We start from the raw sequence: 15,778 nt of genomic DNA, 5'->3' as shown, positions 1-15,778 counted from the left end.
CCCACTTGACCGCACCGCACTCCATGCCCGACATTTATCTGCGTGACACAGACACTGCATGACACACACGAAACGTTGCACCCTCCCGCCCGCACCCGCTGGGCGATCCTCGGCGTCGTCCTCGCCGCCGACGTCCTGGACCTCCTCGACGGCACCATCACGAACATCGCCGCCCCGACCATCAGCCACGACCTCGGCGGCGGCACCGCCCTCATCCAGTGGCTCGGCGCGTCCTACGCCCTCGCGCTCGGCGTCCTGCTCGTCCTCGGCGGACGGCTCGGCGACAAATACGGCCGCCGCAGGCTCTTCCTGACCGGCCTCGCCGGCTTCACCGCCGCCTCGGCCCTCTGCGGCCTCGCCCCGACGCCGGGCACCCTCGTCGCCGCCCGCCTCGCCCAGGGCGCGTTCGGCGCGCTCGTCATCCCCCAGGGCTTCGGCATCCTCGGCGCGACCTGGCCCCGGGACCAGATCGGCAAGGCGTACAGCCTGTTCGGACCGGTGATGGGCCTGTCCGCCGTCGGCGGCCCGATCCTCGCCGGACTCCTCATCGACGCCGACGTCGCCGGCCTCGGCTGGCGCCCGATGTTCCTCATCAACATCGCCCTCGGCGGCGCCCCGCTCCTCGCCGCCGCCCGCCTGCTCCCCCGCGACACCGGCGACCGGACGACCACCGTGGACATCCCCGGTTCCGCCCTCCTCGGCGCCACCATGCTCGCGCTCCTCACCGGCCTCATCGAGGGCTCGGCCCACGGCTGGAGCGCGCTCCCCGTCCTCCTCCTGCTCGCCGGCCTCGCCCTCTTCGCGGCGTTCTGCCACCGCCAGCGCACCGCGCCCGACCCCCTGATCCGTCCCTCCCTCCTGCACAACCGCGGCTTCACCTCGGGGCTGGTGATCGGCATCGTCTTCTTCGCCGCGGTCGCCGGCCTCCTCTACGTCGTCTCCCTCTTCCTCCAGCAGGGCCTCGGCCGCTCCCCCGCGGCCGCCGCGCTCGCCCTGATGCCCCTGTCCGCGGGCATCGTCATCGCCTCGATCGCCTGCTACCGCCTGATCGCCCGCCTGGGCCGCCGTCTCGTCCTCATCGGCTTCCTCGTCACGCTCGCCGGAACGGCCCATCTCCTGATCCTGGTCGCCGTCTCCGGCACGGACACCGGAAGCTGGGCCCTGGTCCCCCCACTGCTCGTCATCGGCCTCGGCATGGGCGCCTGCTTCGGCTCGCTCTACGACGTCACCATCGGCGACATCGCACCCGCGGAGGCCGGCAGCGCGGGCGGCTCACTGGCCGCGGTCCAGCAGCTCGCCAACGCGATCGGAGCCGCCGCCGTCACCACCGTCTACTTCCGCGCCGGCGGCGGCCAGACCCACGCCACCACCGTGAGCCTCGCCGTCGTGGCCGCCATCACCCTCCTGTGCTGCCCCCTCGTACGCCTGCTGCCGCTCAAAGCACCGGAGCAGCACCACTAGGACTGCGGGGCCGCTAGGGAACGAGGACCAGCCGGCCCCGCAGCCCGCCCTGCGCAAGCCGCGCGTGCGCCTTGACGGCCTCGTCGAGCGCGTACGTCTCGGCGACCCGGGTCGTCAGCACCCCCGCGTCGACGAGCGCCACCAGCTCCGCGAGCCGCGCCCCGTCCGCGGCGACCTCGACAGCGTCGGTCCGCACCCCGCGCACGGACGCCGGATGGGCTCCCGGAATGACCCCCATGAAGGCGCCCCCGTCCCGCACCCACTCCAGCGCGTCCGCGCCCAGGATCGCCGCGTCCAGCACCGCGTCCACGCTTCCCGGAGCCACTCCGTCCGACACGAACCGGTCCGCCCCCAGGGACCGTACGAGCTCCTCGTCGCCCTCCCGGGCCAGCGCGGTCACGTGCACGCCGAGCCGGGCGGCGAGCTGCACGGCGAACCCGCCGAGCGCCCCCGCGGCCCCGGTGACCAGCAGGCTCTGCCCCGGCTCCAGGGCCAGCCCGTCCAGTGCGCGGTCCGCGGCCAGGGCGTTGAGCGGCAGACTCGCCGCATGCACCGCGTCGACCGAGCGGGGCGCCGCGGCCACCGCCTCGGCGTCGACCACCACGTGGTCGGCGTGCGTACCGAGAGACTTGACCGGCCCGTACGCCAGCGCCACCACCTCGTCGCCCACGTTCCACCCCGAGGCGGCCCCCGCCGCGTCCACGACCCCGGCCACGTCCCAGCCGAGCCCCAGCCGCTGCCCCGCGCCCCCGAAGACGCCCGCCCGCACTCCGGCGTCCACGGGATTGACCCCCGCGGCCGCCACCTTGATCCGCACCTGCCGGTCCCCCGGCTCCGGCACGGCGACCTCGACGATCTCGACAGCTTCCGGACCGCCGAACTCCGTCACCACCGCAGCACGCATAGCAGCTCACTCCATCAGTAGGTCGTTCACGGGTCTCTTTCCCGCTGCAACAACCCTAGGAAGAGTTACTATCCATTGGTAAGTAGGCACCTGAAGGTGCGTACGTCACCCGGAGGTGCGTCATGGCGACCACGACGGCGGCCGAGCGGCGCCAGCAGGCCCGCGTCGAGTACGACGCGTTCCTCAAGAACTGCCCCACCAACCAGCTCCTGGACCGCATCAGCGACAAATGGGTCAGCCTGATCGTGAGCGCGCTCGCCGACGCGGGCGGCCCGATGCGGTACAGCGGCCTGGGCCGCAAGATCGCCGGAGTCAGCCCCAAGATGCTGACGCAGACCCTGCGTTCACTGGAGCGCGACGGCATCGTCTCCCGCACGGTCACCCCGTCCGTGCCGGTCCGCGTCGACTACGAACTCACGCCGCTGGGCGCGAACTTGAGCTGCCTGCTCACCGCCGTCAAGGACTGGGCAGAGCACCACATCGAGGAGGTCGCCGAAGCCCGCGAGCGTTACGACGCCTCGCCCGAGGCCTCCTGAAGCTCCCCGGACCGCAGCCGCGCGACCTGCTCGGCACTGAAGTCGACCGTGCGCCGCATGTGCCCGATGATCAGCGCGACCTCGGCGTCGTCGAGCCCGTCGAACAGGGCGTACCAGCCGCCGCCCAGCCGCTCCCACATCCGCCCGAACTCGGCGATCTTCTCCGGCACGGTCGCCACCAGGACGCGCCGCCGGTCGACCACATCGCGCTCCCGCACGACATAGCCGGCCTTCTCCAGCCGGTCCACCAGCCGCGTGGCCGATCCGGTCGTCAGCCCCGTCATCTCGGCGATCCGCCCGGTGGTCACCGGCCCCGCCTCCAGGCTGAGCAGATTCACACACTGCACATCCGTCGGATGCAGCCCGACATGGTCGGCGAGGGCCTGGTTGAACAGCGCGTACGAGGCCATGTACCGCCGCGACACGACCGCCAGCTCCGCCAGCAGCCGCTCCCGCGCTTCCCCAGCCGTGGCCATACGGCCCCCTTCCACCAGCCCAGCCAAATCGTACGTCGCACCGCCCCCACCCCCGGAAACCGGCGTCCGCCCCACAAGCGTCCTTCGCCCCCACCGCCCCTGCCCGACCCGTACCTGGAGCTCCGCCCCGGACCCCGCTCCGCAAACGCCGGAGGGGCTGAAACCTTCCCCGGCCGGGGCTGAAATAGGGACCGGCCACCACGACGCACCCGCGCCCGGCCTCGCGCAGGAGGGGACGTGCCGGTACATCAAATGCCCGCGGGCCGGACGGATCAGCACCCACCCGCACCTCGAAACGCCGGGGGGATCCGTTCGGATGCGGGCGGATGTACCGGCGCGGCCCCGACCCACCCACCGGCCCGAACCGCGTCCTGACACAGTGACCGCATGCTGATCGCCCGCTCCGCGCTTCTCTTCGCCCTCGCCGCACTCCTGGAGATCGGCGGCGCCTGGCTCGTCTGGCAAGGCGTGCGCGAACACCGAGGCGCCCTCTGGATCGGAGCAGGCGTGATGACGCTGGGCCTGTACGGCTTCGTGGCCACCTTGCAGCCGGACGCCGAGTTCGGCCGTGTCCTCGCCGCGTACGGCGGAGTCTTCGTGGCCGGCTCCCTCGCCTGGGGCGTGGTCGCGGACGGCTACCGCCCCGACCGCTGGGACATCACCGGCGCCCTGATCTGCCTGGCCGGAGCGGCCGTGATCATGTACGCACCCCGGGGCGGCAGCTGACCCGCCACCGGCCACCCCGCCGCCGCCCGCCGTCCCACCCACCTGGCCCCCGCCTATCCTGGCCGGAGACACCCAGACACCGCCAAGGAGCAGCCGTATGACCCCCGCCGCCGCGTCCCGTATCGCCGTCATCACCGGTGCAAGCAGCGGAATCGGCGCCGCGACGGCCCGGCAGCTCGCCGCCGAGGGCTACCGCGTCGTCCTCACCGCCCGCCGCAAGGACCGCATCGAGGCGCTGGCGGAGGAGATCACCGCGGCGGGCGGCCAGGCGACCGCGTACGCCCTGGACGTCACGGACCGCACCGCGGTCGACGAGTTCGCGACGGCGTTCAAGACGATCGGCGTGCTGGTCAACAACGCGGGCGGCGCGCTCGGCGCCGACCCGATCGCCACGGCCGACCCGGCCCAGTGGCGCCAGATGTACGAGACGAACGTCATCGGCACCCTGAACGTCACCCAGGCCCTCCTCCCGGCGCTGACCGCCAGCGGCGACGGAACGGTCGTCGTCCTCTCCTCCACGGCGGGCCACAGCACGTACGAGGGCGGCGGTGGCTACGTGGCCGCCAAGCACGCCGAGCACGTCCTCGCGGAGACGCTGCGCCTGGAGATCGTCGGCACGCCGGTCCGGGTCGTCGAGATCGCCCCCGGCATGGTCAAGACCGACGAGTTCGCCCTGACCCGCTTCGGCGGCGACACCGAGAAGGCCGCCAAGGTCTACGCGGGCGTCGCCCAGCCGCTCACCGCCGACGACGTGGCCGAGACCATCACGTGGGCGGTCACCCGCCCCAGCCACGTGAACATCGACCTCCTCGTCGTCCGCCCCCGCGCCCAGGCGTCCAACACGAAGGTCCACAGGGAGCTGTGATGACCGATCCGGCGTCACCCACGCAGCCGACTCCCCCCGACGGCGAGCAGGCCCGCCTGGCCCTGGAGAAGAAGCGCGAACGCTACGTCTGGTACTACCTCGCGTACTTCCTCTTCGGCATCCACATCGTGGCCTTCGTCATGATCTACGCAGTCCTGCACGCGAAGTGACCCACCCGGTCGAGGGCAACGCCACACCCAGCAGCCCCGCAGATAACTCACAAGGGTGAACCAACTCGATCACCCGCACGTCCACCGAACTCCCGACCTAGGCTCGCGCCACAACATCAAACACGACGGCCCCCGGCCGGGACTGCCATCCCTGCCGAGGGCCTGACCACCCAGGAAGATCGGACCTTCCCCGTGGCTGACCGTGACACTAGCGCGCGCTCGAAAACACCTACCAAGCAACGTACGAGAACGAGGCCTCCGGCCTCGGATGTAGCCCTCCTGCTCAACAACCTCCGTGGCATTCCTCAAGGCACCCCGCCGGTGCCGGAGGTGCTGGCTCTCAGGGAAGCCGGGCGACGCACGGTTGTCTTCTACTGTCGCATCTCCTTCGACCGGCACAGAGGAGATGGCCATGGCGTCGAGGACCAAGCACGGCACTGCGCACGCATCGCGGCGCAACATCACATGATCGCCGTCCATCACTACATCGACAACGACAAGACTGCTTCCAAGATCGGTGTCCAGCGACCTGAATTCGAGGCAATGCTCGCCGCCTTGGAGAGCGGAGCAACGACCGAGGGATACCCGGTCGATGGGGTCGTGTGCGTCTCCGACGACCGGCTCTATCGGGATGTGCACACCTTCGAGCGCTTCCTCAAATCATTCACCGCCCACCCCGCCCGTACATATGCCGACGAGCTCGGCGCGTACGACTTCTACGGCGAAGCCGGAACCCAGCGCGCCCTATTGGGGGCCGCCGCGTCGTGTGCCGAGAGCAAGAAGCAGCAACAGCGCGCGAAATTGAACCATCGCGCCCGCGCGGAGCGGGGAGAGTCGGTCGCATCACGTCGCCCCTTCGGGTGGAACAGCGACAAAATCACGTTGCACCCCAGCGAGTCAGAAGTGGTTCGACATGGGGTGCGAAGCCTTCTGGCCGGGAAAACCCTCACGGCCGTCACACAGGATTTCGTCGCATCAGGCCACACCAGCTCGCTGGGCAACCCATGGCAGCGTCAGACCGTCAAGCAGATTCTCCGCAATCCGCGCATTTGCGGATATCGCAAGCTCCACGGGGAGTTGATCTGTGGTCCCGACGGCAGCGCCGTAGTGGGCCAGTGGGATCCCATCGTGCATCCGGACGAGTGGCGAGCCGTAACGGACCTGCTGGACGGAAAACGTCACCCCGGCGGATGGAACAGGACTGGCGGACATGCGCAGGGCCCCGGCAGGTATCTGCTCACAGGACTCGCTCGATGCGGCAGGCTGCTTGCTGGCGGGCTGCGGTGTGACACGCCGATGCAGGGCCATCCCACCAGCACGTCTTACGTCTATCACTGCCGCCCCGCAGTGGACGGAGGCTGCGGTCGCGTGAGCCGACAGGGGCCCGCAGTGGACGAACTGATCGTTGAGTACGTCCTCAAAGCAATGGCCCGACAGACCGTTCCTCGTGCACTCCAACCCGACACATGGCCAGGCGAAACGAGGCTGGAGGCCCTTCAGCAGCGAAAGGCGTCACTTCAGGAACGGTGGCATGCAGAGGAGATCAGCGACTCGCTGTACTTCTCGGAACTGGTCTCGGATGAGGCCGAGTTCAAGCAGCTCGTCAACGACCGGAAAGCCTGGGCCGTCAGACAACAGTCCGAGGTACAGCGACACATCGATGTACGAACCGTCTGGGACGCAGCAAGTCCGGACGAGAAGCGCGGAATCCTCTTCAGCCTGCTCAAGTCCGTGATCATTCTCCCGGGCACGAAGGGGTCACATCGCTTCGACCCCTCCACGGTTGTCCCCGTCTGGCAAGCAGCCGAGACGACGTTGCCGGGCAAGTGACAGCAGCGACACCGCGAACAGAGAGGGCCCCGATGCGCTACGCCTCGGGGCCCTCTCCAAACGCTGACGCAGGGCCTTTGCGCCTGACTCCACGCTTCAGCCCTTCACGCAGACGACCTGCTTCAGCTTCGCCACGACCTCCACGAGGTCGCGCTGCTGCTCGATGACCTGCTCGATCGGCTTGTAGGCACCCGGGATCTCGTCCACGACGCCGGAGTCCTTGCGGCACTCCACGCCCTGCGTCTGGTCCTCCAGGTCCTTCGTCGAGAAGCGCCGTTTCGCCGCGTTGCGGCTCATGCGCCGACCCGCCCCGTGCGAGGCCGAGTTGAAGGACATCTCGTTGCCGAGGCCCTTCACGATGTACGACCCGGTTCCCATCGAGCCCGGAATGATGCCGAACTCTCCGGCCCGCGCGCTGATGGCCCCCTTGCGCGTGACGAGCAGGTCCATGCCGTCGTAGCGCTCGATGTTGACGTAGTTGTGATGGCAGCTGACCTCCGGCTCGAAGGTCGGCTTCGCCTTCTTGAACTCCTTGCGGACCACGTCCTTCAGGAGCGCCATCATGAGCGTGCGGTTGTGCTTCGCGTACTCCTGGGCCCAGAACAGGTCGTTGCGGTACGCCGCCATCTGGGGCGTGTCCGCGATGAAGACGGCGAGGTCACGGTCGACCAGGCCCTGGTTGTGCGGGAGCTTCTGGGCGACACCGATGTGGTGCTCGGCCAGTTCCTTGCCGATGTTCCGCGACCCGGAGTGCAGCATCAGCCAGATGGAACCGGTCGTATCCGTGCAAACTTCGACAAAATGATTCCCCCCGCCGAGCGTTCCCATCTGCTTGACTGCCCGATCCTGACGGAACTTGACCGCTTCAGCGACCCCGTCGAACCGTCCCCAGAAGTCGTCCCACCCGGCGGTGGCCAGGCCGTGGAAGCCGTTCGGGGTGACCGGGGAGTCGTGCATCCCCCGGCCCACCGGGATCGCCTCCTCGATCTTCGAGCGGAGTCGCGAGAGGTCGCCCGGCAGGTCGTTGGCGGTCAGCGAGGTCCGGACCGCGGACATTCCGCAGCCGATGTCGACGCCGACCGCCGCCGGGCACACCGCGTCCCGCATCGCGATGACGGAGCCGACCGTCGCGCCCTTGCCGTAATGGACGTCCGGCATGACGGCGAGCCCCTTGATCCAGGGCAGGGTCGCCACGTTCTGGAGCTGGCGGAGTGCGACATCCTCGACCGACGCCGGGTCGGTCCACATGCGGATGGGAACCTTCGCCCCCGGCACCTCTACGTACGACATATCGCCCTCTATCCCCAGAAAAACAACAGAAGTCTTAAATCGCAAAACCGGCGCCTAGGTCGACGTATGGGACAACGGACCGGCGTCCACGGCTGTGCGTGCGATACACATTGTCTCCAGGGGTCGCCCCCGTGCGGCAACCGAATAACCACAGGACACCCGGGCCGAAGCGCCGTCGGGACCGTCGAGAGGAGCCTGACCGTGCAGCGGAAGGCGTACGTATCTGGCGCCGCCGTGCTCCTCGCGGCATTGCTGGCGGGCTGCACGGGCGGTTCGGGCGTGGGGAGTTCGGCTCCGGACTCCAAGGGCGGCGACACCGGCACCACGGCCCCGGCCGCCCAGCCGGGCAAGTACCGCACCCTCCCGGAGGCGTGCGGCGCGGCCGATCACGACACGCTCGACTCGCTGCTGCCCGGCATCCAGCAGATCACCGACGAGACGCAGCAGGAGAAGGAGTACGAGGGCGACGCCACGCTCACGTACGACACGGACCGGCGCGACGGCTGCAACTGGAAGGTGGAGTCCGCCTCCGGCACCGATCACCTCTTCGTCGACTTCGAGCGCGTGGTCTCGTACGACAACGCGGTGAGCGACGACAGCAAGGCCGAGGAGCTCTACGCGGCCAAGCAGACGGCGGCCGACCTTCCGGAGCCGGCCACGTCCGCGTCAGCGCCCGCTTCCGGCGACGCGAGTCCGAGTCCGAGCGGCAGCGCCACCACCCCGGCCGACGACAACACCGGTGCTGGCGGCGACAACGGCGACGCCTCCGGCGCCCCTTCGGCGCCCACCGCCTCCGCGTCCGTCTCGGAGACCCCGGCCGCTCTCCAGCCGCGCGTTCTCGACGACCTCGGCGACGAGGCGTTCATCGACGACAAGCTGAGCACCGGCTCGTCGACGACCCAGCAGCGCACGGTGACTGTGGTGTTCCGCACGTCGAACGTGATCGTGACGATCGAATACGCCGAGCAGCCGACGGCTTCCGCGAACACCCCGGACAGCAAGGAAATGCAGGACAGGGCGCGGAAACTGGCCGGGAAGCTGGCCGACAAGCTCAACGGCTAGCGGCCCCGCGGCACCTGGGGCACCCCGGCGCAAACCCCCCGAACGGGAACCGCCCAGGCGCCCCACCGCGTACCGTGGCCCCTCGGACCCGACCGGTCGCACGCCCCATGTGCGGCCGTACCACGAGCGCCACGAGTGAAGGAACCATGCACCGACCAGTACAGCGAGTAGGCCGAGAAGCGCGACTCACCCGCATCCTTGTCAGCGCAGCAGCCGTCCCGGTGATGCTCGTCGCCGCGGGCTGTTCCTCGGACTCCGGCTCCGGCGACGACGCGCAGAAGAGCGCGAGCGCGGCCCCGGGAGCGACGGCGCCGGCGAGCTCATCGGCCCCTGCCGTCCAGCCCGCCGCGTACGCGACGCTTCCCAAGCCGTGCTCGGTGCTGCCGAAGAAGACACTGGGCGAACTGGTCCCGAAGGGCTCCAAGTCGGGCAAGTCCGGCAAGTTGGACGACCCGGCGCAGCGCGGCAACTGCAACTGGAGCAGCCTCGACAACAACGGGGTCAAGGGGTCTCAGTTCCGCTGGCTGAACGTGTCGCTGCTGCGTTTCGATTCGGACGCGCGCGGCACGGGCAACGAGCAGGCGCACGATTACTTCCAGAAGCAGGTCGCGGGCGCGCAGTCGGTGACGGGCGCGCTGGGCACCAAGGCGGAGCAGGTCGCCGGGACGGGCGACGAGGCGACGGCCGTGCGGTACGGCCTGAAGAAGAAGGAAGGCTCCTTCAAGCAGCAGACGATCGTGGCGCGCGTGGAGAACGTGGTCGTCACGGTCGACTACAACGGTGCCGGTCTCGCGGGTGAGAAGACCCCGGACGCGGCCGGCCTGCTGAAGGCCGCCGAGAAGGCCACGAAGGAGGCGGTGGCCGCGGTGTCCGCCGCGAACGGCGACGGCGGCGCGAAGAGCACGGCCTCGCCGGATCCGGCCTCGTCGTCGAAGGCGCCGTCCGCCTCCAAGACCCCGTCGGCCTCGCCGTCCAAGAGCGCCGCCAAGAGCTCGTCCAAGACCGCCTCCGAAAGCGCCTCGCCGTCGCAGTCGGCGGCAACGAAGAACTGACCCGGTTTCGACCGGGTCCGGGGCTCAAGTCACGGCTCCGGCAGGACAGTTAAGGGGGCCCGGTTCCTTCGGGGACCGGGCTCCGCCCATACCGCGCATCCGTACGCCACACACATGTGCCACTCTGTTGCGCGCAACAACACGCAAGGGGAGGGGAGTACAGGTGGCCGCGCCCATACAGCTGACACGGATGCACAAAATTCTCATCGGCGTGGTCGTCGCCGGTGCGCTCGTCATCGCCGGGATCGGCTTCGCCGGTTCGTACGCGGCGGTCCGTGAGCTGGCGATCAAGAAGGGCTTCGGGAACTTCTCCTACGTCTTCCCGATCGGCATCGACGCGGGTATCTGCGTCCTGCTCGCTCTGGACCTGCTGCTGACCTGGATCCGCATCCCGTTCCCCCTGCTGCGCCAGACCGCGTGGGTGCTGACGGTGGCGACGATCGCCTTCAACGGCGCGGCGGCCTGGCCGGACCCGCTGGGTGTCGGCATGCACGCCGTCATCCCGGTCCTGTTCGTGGTCTCGGTCGAGGCGGCCCGCCACGCGACCGGCCGAATAGCCGACATCACCGCCGACAAGCACATGGAGGGCGTCCGCCTCACCCGCTGGCTGCTCTCCCCGCTCCCCACGTTCCTGCTGTGGCGCCGGATGAAGCTGTGGGAGCTGCGCTCCTACGAACAGGTCATCAAGCTGGAGCAGGACCGACTCGTCTACCAGGCCCGCCTGCACTCCCGTTTCGGCCGCGCCTGGCGCCGCAAGGCCCCCGTCGAGTCGCTGATGCCGCTGCGCCTGGCACGCTACGGCGTCCCCCTCTCGGAGACGGCCCCGTCGGGTCTGGCGGCCGCGGGCATCGAGCCCGCGCTGCTGCCGCCGGCGCCCGCGCCCGCCCTGGCGCCGGCCGACGGGTCCGCGAACGGTCGCATCCCCGAGCCCGCGGCGGCCCCTCAGCTCCAGCCCGTCGAGCAGCGCCCCGCTCCCCAGGGCAGCGAACGCCCCGCGTCGCCGGACTACGCCGAGCCACAGAATCCGTGGCTCCAGGCGCGGGACCCCCAGTCCATCGCATACCAGGGCGGCTACGACCCGGACGCGGCGTACCAGCAGTGGTTCGAGGAGCAGCAGCAGGCCGAGCTTTTTCAGGAACAGCAACAGCAACAGTTCCAGGAACAACAGCAGTTCCCGTCCCGGCAGCAGTTCCAAGACGAACAACGGTTCGAGGAGCAGCAGAGGTTCGAGGAGCAGCGGCGGTTCGGGCAGCAGTACGAGGAGCCGCCGGCCCCCGCACCCGAGCCCGCCCCGGAGCCCTCTCCGGAGGACACCGGTACCTTCCCGATCCCGTCCGGCCCGGGCCGTACCCGTGGGCTGGGTGTGGGCGGCAGCACGGAGCCGACCGAGGAGGACTACTACCTGGTCTTCAAGAAGTCGATAGACGGCAGCTACCCGACCTCGGGCCAGTTCAGGGGTGACGTGGAGGCGACGTACCGCATCACGCTTCCGCAGCGCGAGGCCGACCGCATGGTCCACCGCTTCACCAACCGCCACACGGCGGAACTCCAGGAGGACCACATCGCCTAGGCACGTCGGCGCGCGAGCGTGTCGGCGAGTACGAGGAAGGGGCGCCCGGTGGTCACCGGGCGCCCCTTCCTCGTACTCCGTACGGCTGTGCGGTTACGCGCTGAGCAGCTTGCGCACCCGGTCCTGTCCGACGGCGAGCAGCAGCGTGGGCAGGCGCGGCCCGGTGTCGCGGCCGACGAGCAGGTGGTAGAGCCGGGCGAAGAAGGTGCGCTGGGCGACCTTGATCTCGGCGGGGAGTTCCTTGGCGGTGGCGTCGGCGGGGAAGCCCGCCTGGACCTTGGGAACGCCGTAGACGAGGTGGGTGAGGCCGTCCAGGGACCAGTTCCGCTCCAGTCCGTCGAGGAGCAGGCGCAGCGACTCGCGGCCCTGGTCGTCGAGGGACTTCAGGAGCTCGACGTCGGGCTCGTCGCGGACGACGGTGCGCTCCTCGGCCGGTACCTGGGTGTTGATCCAGGTCTCGGCCTTGTCGAGCCGGGGCCGGACCTCGTCCAGAGACGTGAGCGGGTTCTCGGGGTCGAGCTCGCTCAGGATGCGCAGGGTCTGGTCCTCGGCGCCGGCGGTGATGTCGGCGACGGAGGCGAGGGTGCGGTACGCCATCGGGCGGGGGGTCCTGGGCAGTTCCCCGGCGGCGGTGCCGACGGCGCGGGCGTACGCGGCGGCGTCGGCCGGAAGGGCCGAACCGTCGGCGACCTTGCCGGCGAGCTTGTCCCACTCGTCGTAGAGCCGCTGGATCTCCTGGTCGAAGGCGATCTTGAAGGACTGGTTGGGGCGGCGGCGGGCGTACAGCCAGCGCAGCAGCTGCGGCTCCATGATCTGGAGCGCGTCGGCCGGGGTGGGGACCCCGCCCTTGCTGCTGGACATCTTGGCCATGCCGGAGATGCCGACGAAGGCGTACATCGGTCCGATGGGCTGCTTGCCGCCGAAGATCCCGACGATCTGCCCGCCGACCTGGAAGGACGATCCCGGGGAGGAGTGGTCGACGCCGCTCGGCTCGAAGACGACGCCTTCGTAGGCCCAGCGCATGGGCCAGTCGACCTTCCAGACCAGCTTGCCGCGGTTGAACTCGCTGAGCAGGACGGTCTCGGTGAAGCCGCAGGCGGAGCAGGTGTACGACAGCTCCGTCGTCGCGTCGTCGTAGGCCGTGACGGTGGTCAGGTCCTTCTCGCACTGCCCGCAGTAGGGCTTGTACGGGTAGTACCCGGAGGTGGAGCTGCCGTCGTCCTCGGCGGCGGCGCCGGATCCCTCGGCGGCTTCGAGCTCGGCCTCGTCGACCGGCTTCTGGCCCTGCTGCTTCTTGGCGGGGGCCTTCTTGGTCCGGTACTGGTCGAGGATCGCGTCGATGTCACCGCGGTGCTTCATCGCGAACAGGATCTGCTCGCGGTAGGTGCCCGCGGTGTACTGCTCGGTCTGGCTGATCCCGTCGTACTCGACGCCGAGCTCGTCCAGCGCCGCCGTCATGGCGGCCTTGAAGTGCTCGGCCCAGTTCGGGTAGGCCGAACCGGCGGGGGCCGGGACGGAGGTCAGCGGCTTGCCGATGTGCTCGGCCCAGGAGTCGTCGACGCCCGGGATGCCGAGCGGAACCTTGCGGTAGCGGTCGTAGTCGTCCCAGGAGATCAGGTGGCGCACGGTGTACCCGCGGCGGCGGATCTCGTCGGCGACGAGGTGCGGGGTCATGACCTCGCGGAGGTTGCCCAGGTGGATCGGGCCGGAGGGGGAGAGCCCGGACGCGACGACGACAACCGGTGCGGCGGCACCCGAGTGTTTCGCGCCCGGGGCCCGACGCTCCGACTCTTCGATGACCTCATCCGCGAAACGGGAGACCCAGTCGGTGGTCTCGGTGCTCTGAGCCACGATCGGCACGTCCTTCTTTCTCATACGCGAGTACGGCTGACGCGACCATTCTCCCAGCTCGGGCCTCAACCGCGAAAACGGCTTTTCACCGCGTGGGATACTGGCTTTCCTTGTACTCACCTTGTAGTCAGAAACTCCGGAACCCGAGCAGAACGGCAGCCACTCCATGGCCTCGGTCACGTCCCTCACCGCTTCCGTCCATCAGCGCCTCGCGGACGCCCTCTCGGCAGCCCTGCCGGAGGCCGGTTCCGCTGACCCGCTGCTGCGCCGAAGCGACCGGGCCGACTTCCAGGCCAACGGGATCCTGGCCCTCGCCAAGAAGGCGAAGGCGAACCCGCGCGAGCTGGCGACGCAGGTCGTGTCCCGGGTCGAGTCGGGTGACGTGATCAAGGACATCGAGGTCTCCGGGCCCGGCTTCCTGAACATCACGATCACCGACCGGGCGATCGTCGCGAACCTGGCGGAGCGGTACGCGGACGGCGCGCGCCTCGGCGTGCCCCTCGCGGAGCACCCGGGCACGACGGTGATCGACTACGCGCAGCCGAACGTCGCGAAGGAGATGCACGTCGGTCATCTGCGGTCCGCGGTCATCGGTGACGCGGTCGTGCAGATCCTGGAGTTCACCGGCGAGTCCGTCGTGCGCCGGCACCACATCGGCGACTGGGGCACCCAGTTCGGCATGCTCATCCAGTACCTGATCGAGCACCCGCACGAGCTGGACCACAAGGGCGGCGAGGTCTCCGGCGAGGAGGCCATGTCGAACCTGAACCGGCTCTACAAGGCGGCGCGGACCGTCTTCGACTCCGACGAGGAGTTCAAGACGCGGGCGCGGCGCCGGGTGGTGGACCTCCAGGCGGGTGAACCCGAGACGCTGGCCATGTGGCAGAAGTTCGTGGACGAGTCGAAGATCTACTTCTACTCGGTCTTCGACAAGCTGGACATGGAGATCCACGACGCCGACGTGGTGGGCGAGTCCGGCTACAACGACATGCTGGACGAGACGTGCCGCATCCTGGAGGAGTCGGGCGTGGCGGTCCGCTCGGACGGCGCGCTCTGCGTGTTCTTCGACGATGTGAAGGGTCCGGACGGCAACCCGGTCCCGCTGATCGTGAAGAAGTCGGACGGCGGCTACGGCTACGCGGCCACCGACCTGTCGGCGATCAGGGACCGTGTCTTCAACCTGAAGGCCGACAGCCTCATCTACGTGGTGGACGCCCGGCAGTCCCTGCACTTCAAGATGGTCTTCGAGACCGCGCGCCGGGCCGGCTGGCTGAACGACGACGTCAAGGCCCACCAGCTCGCCTTCGGCACGGTGCTGGGCAAGGACGGCAAGCCGTTCAAGACGCGTGAGGGCGAGACGGTCCGGCTGGTCGACCTGCTCGACGAGGCGATCGACCGGGCGACGGCCGTCGTGCGGGAGAAGGCCGAGAAGGTGGGCCTGAGCGAGCGGGAGATCGAGGAGAACGGCCGGTACGTCGGCATCGGCGCCGTGAAGTACGCGGACCTCTCCACCTCCGCCGTCCGGGACTACAAGTTCGACCTGGACCAGATGGTCTCGCTCAACGGTGACACGTCCGTGTACCTCCAGTACGCGTACGCCCGTATCCGGTCGATCTTCGGCAAGGCCGGCGAGCGTACGCCGGTGGCGCACCCGGAGCTCGAACTGGCCCCGGCGGAGCGGGCGCTCGGTCTGCACCTGGACCGGTTCGGCGAGACGCTGGACGAGGTCGCCGCCGAGTACGCCCCGCACAAGCTGGCGGCGTACCTGTACCAACTGGCCTCGCTCTACACGACGTTCTACGACCAGTGCCCGGTCATCAAGCCGGCCCCGGCGCAGGAGGTCGCGGAGAACCGTCTGTTCCTCTGCGACCTGACGGCCCGCACGCTCCACCAGGGCATGACCCTCCTGGGCATCAGGACGCCCGAGCGGCTCTGACCTAGGATCCACGGCTCCACGAAGAGCCCCACTGTCCGGGCGCCCCCGG

At 69.5% G+C, this 15,778-nt stretch carries 14 protein-coding genes; 10 read left to right on the top strand and 4 right to left on the bottom strand.

Going from position 1 to position 15,778, the window contains the following annotated elements:
- The first annotated feature begins 75 nt into the window (after nucleotides 1–75).
- On the top strand, nucleotides 76–1,461 hold the full coding sequence (locus ACZ4N5_RS26950; RefSeq protein WP_467759620.1) for an MFS transporter: 1,386 nt from the start codon (nucleotides 76–78) through the stop codon (nucleotides 1,459–1,461).
- Nucleotides 1,462–1,474: 13 nt separating this feature from the next.
- Here ACZ4N5_RS26950 and ACZ4N5_RS26945 read toward each other — a convergent pair whose 3' ends face one another.
- Complete coding sequence (locus ACZ4N5_RS26945) at nucleotides 1,475–2,365, bottom strand: NADP-dependent oxidoreductase (RefSeq protein ID WP_467759619.1); 891 nt, start codon at nucleotides 2,363–2,365, stop codon at nucleotides 1,475–1,477.
- Nucleotides 2,366–2,487: 122 nt separating this feature from the next.
- Here ACZ4N5_RS26945 and ACZ4N5_RS26940 point away from each other — a divergent pair, with 122 nt between their 5' ends.
- A complete protein-coding gene (locus ACZ4N5_RS26940) occupies nucleotides 2,488–2,901 on the top strand; it encodes a winged helix-turn-helix transcriptional regulator (protein WP_467759618.1) in 414 nt (137 codons plus the stop codon).
- Here the strand turns inward: ACZ4N5_RS26940 and ACZ4N5_RS26935 are convergent.
- Nucleotides 2,874–3,377, bottom strand: coding sequence for a MarR family winged helix-turn-helix transcriptional regulator (locus tag ACZ4N5_RS26935; protein ID WP_467759617.1), 504 nt, complete (start codon nucleotides 3,375–3,377; stop codon nucleotides 2,874–2,876). The genes ACZ4N5_RS26940 and ACZ4N5_RS26935 overlap by 28 nt on opposite strands.
- A 387-nt stretch (nucleotides 3,378–3,764) precedes the next feature.
- On the opposite strand from ACZ4N5_RS26935, the gene ACZ4N5_RS26930 reads away from it, so the two are divergent.
- The 4 genes from ACZ4N5_RS26930 (at nucleotide 3,765) to ACZ4N5_RS26915 (ending at nucleotide 6,968) form a co-directional block, all read left to right on the top strand.
- Complete coding sequence (locus ACZ4N5_RS26930) at nucleotides 3,765–4,103, top strand: YnfA family protein (protein WP_467759616.1); 339 nt, start codon at nucleotides 3,765–3,767, stop codon at nucleotides 4,101–4,103.
- 97 nt (nucleotides 4,104–4,200) lie between these two features.
- Nucleotides 4,201–4,968, top strand: coding sequence for an SDR family NAD(P)-dependent oxidoreductase (locus ACZ4N5_RS26925; RefSeq protein ID WP_467759615.1), 768 nt, complete (start codon nucleotides 4,201–4,203; stop codon nucleotides 4,966–4,968).
- A complete protein-coding gene (locus ACZ4N5_RS26920; RefSeq protein ID WP_467759614.1) occupies nucleotides 4,968–5,138 on the top strand; it encodes a hypothetical protein in 171 nt (56 codons plus the stop codon). Before ACZ4N5_RS26925 ends, ACZ4N5_RS26920 begins: the two co-directional genes overlap by 1 nt.
- 321 nt (nucleotides 5,139–5,459) lie before the next feature.
- A complete protein-coding gene (locus ACZ4N5_RS26915; protein ID WP_467759613.1) occupies nucleotides 5,460–6,968 on the top strand; it encodes a recombinase family protein in 1,509 nt (502 codons plus the stop codon).
- A gap of 96 nt (nucleotides 6,969–7,064) precedes the next feature.
- Here ACZ4N5_RS26915 and ACZ4N5_RS26910 read toward each other — a convergent pair whose 3' ends face one another.
- Nucleotides 7,065–8,258: an RtcB family protein gene (locus tag ACZ4N5_RS26910; protein ID WP_467759612.1), complete on the bottom strand. Its 1,194-nt coding sequence runs from the start codon at nucleotides 8,256–8,258 to the stop codon at nucleotides 7,065–7,067.
- A gap of 201 nt (nucleotides 8,259–8,459) precedes the next feature.
- Here ACZ4N5_RS26910 and ACZ4N5_RS26905 point away from each other — a divergent pair, with 201 nt between their 5' ends.
- The 3 genes from ACZ4N5_RS26905 to ACZ4N5_RS26895 all read left to right on the top strand — a co-directional run bounded on the left by ACZ4N5_RS26905 (nucleotide 8,460) and on the right by ACZ4N5_RS26895 (nucleotide 11,942).
- A complete protein-coding gene (locus tag ACZ4N5_RS26905) occupies nucleotides 8,460–9,320 on the top strand; it encodes a DUF3558 domain-containing protein (protein ID WP_467759611.1) in 861 nt (286 codons plus the stop codon).
- A 146-nt stretch (nucleotides 9,321–9,466) separates the two neighbouring features.
- The gene (locus tag ACZ4N5_RS26900) at nucleotides 9,467–10,372 is read left to right on the top strand and encodes a DUF3558 family protein (RefSeq protein WP_467759610.1); all 906 of its coding nucleotides are present in this window, start codon (nucleotides 9,467–9,469) and stop codon (nucleotides 10,370–10,372) included.
- A gap of 163 nt (nucleotides 10,373–10,535) precedes the next feature.
- Nucleotides 10,536–11,942, top strand: a complete 1,407-nt coding sequence (locus ACZ4N5_RS26895) for a DUF2637 domain-containing protein (RefSeq protein WP_467759609.1) — start codon at nucleotides 10,536–10,538, stop codon at nucleotides 11,940–11,942.
- Between the two features lie 93 nt (nucleotides 11,943–12,035).
- Here ACZ4N5_RS26895 and lysS read toward each other — a convergent pair whose 3' ends face one another.
- Nucleotides 12,036–13,802: a lysine--tRNA ligase gene (gene lysS / locus ACZ4N5_RS26890; RefSeq protein ID WP_467759776.1), complete on the bottom strand. Its 1,767-nt coding sequence runs from the start codon at nucleotides 13,800–13,802 to the stop codon at nucleotides 12,036–12,038.
- Nucleotides 13,803–13,959: 157 nt separating this feature from the next.
- Here lysS and argS point away from each other — a divergent pair, with 157 nt between their 5' ends.
- On the top strand, nucleotides 13,960–15,729 hold the full coding sequence (argS, locus tag ACZ4N5_RS26885; protein WP_467759608.1) for an arginine--tRNA ligase: 1,770 nt from the start codon (nucleotides 13,960–13,962) through the stop codon (nucleotides 15,727–15,729).
- The last annotated feature ends 49 nt before the right edge of the window (nucleotides 15,730–15,778 follow it).

The sequence above is a fragment of the Streptomyces sp. NPDC026500 genome (assembly GCF_055567635.1).
This window is presented reverse-complemented; position numbering and strand designations above follow the sequence as displayed.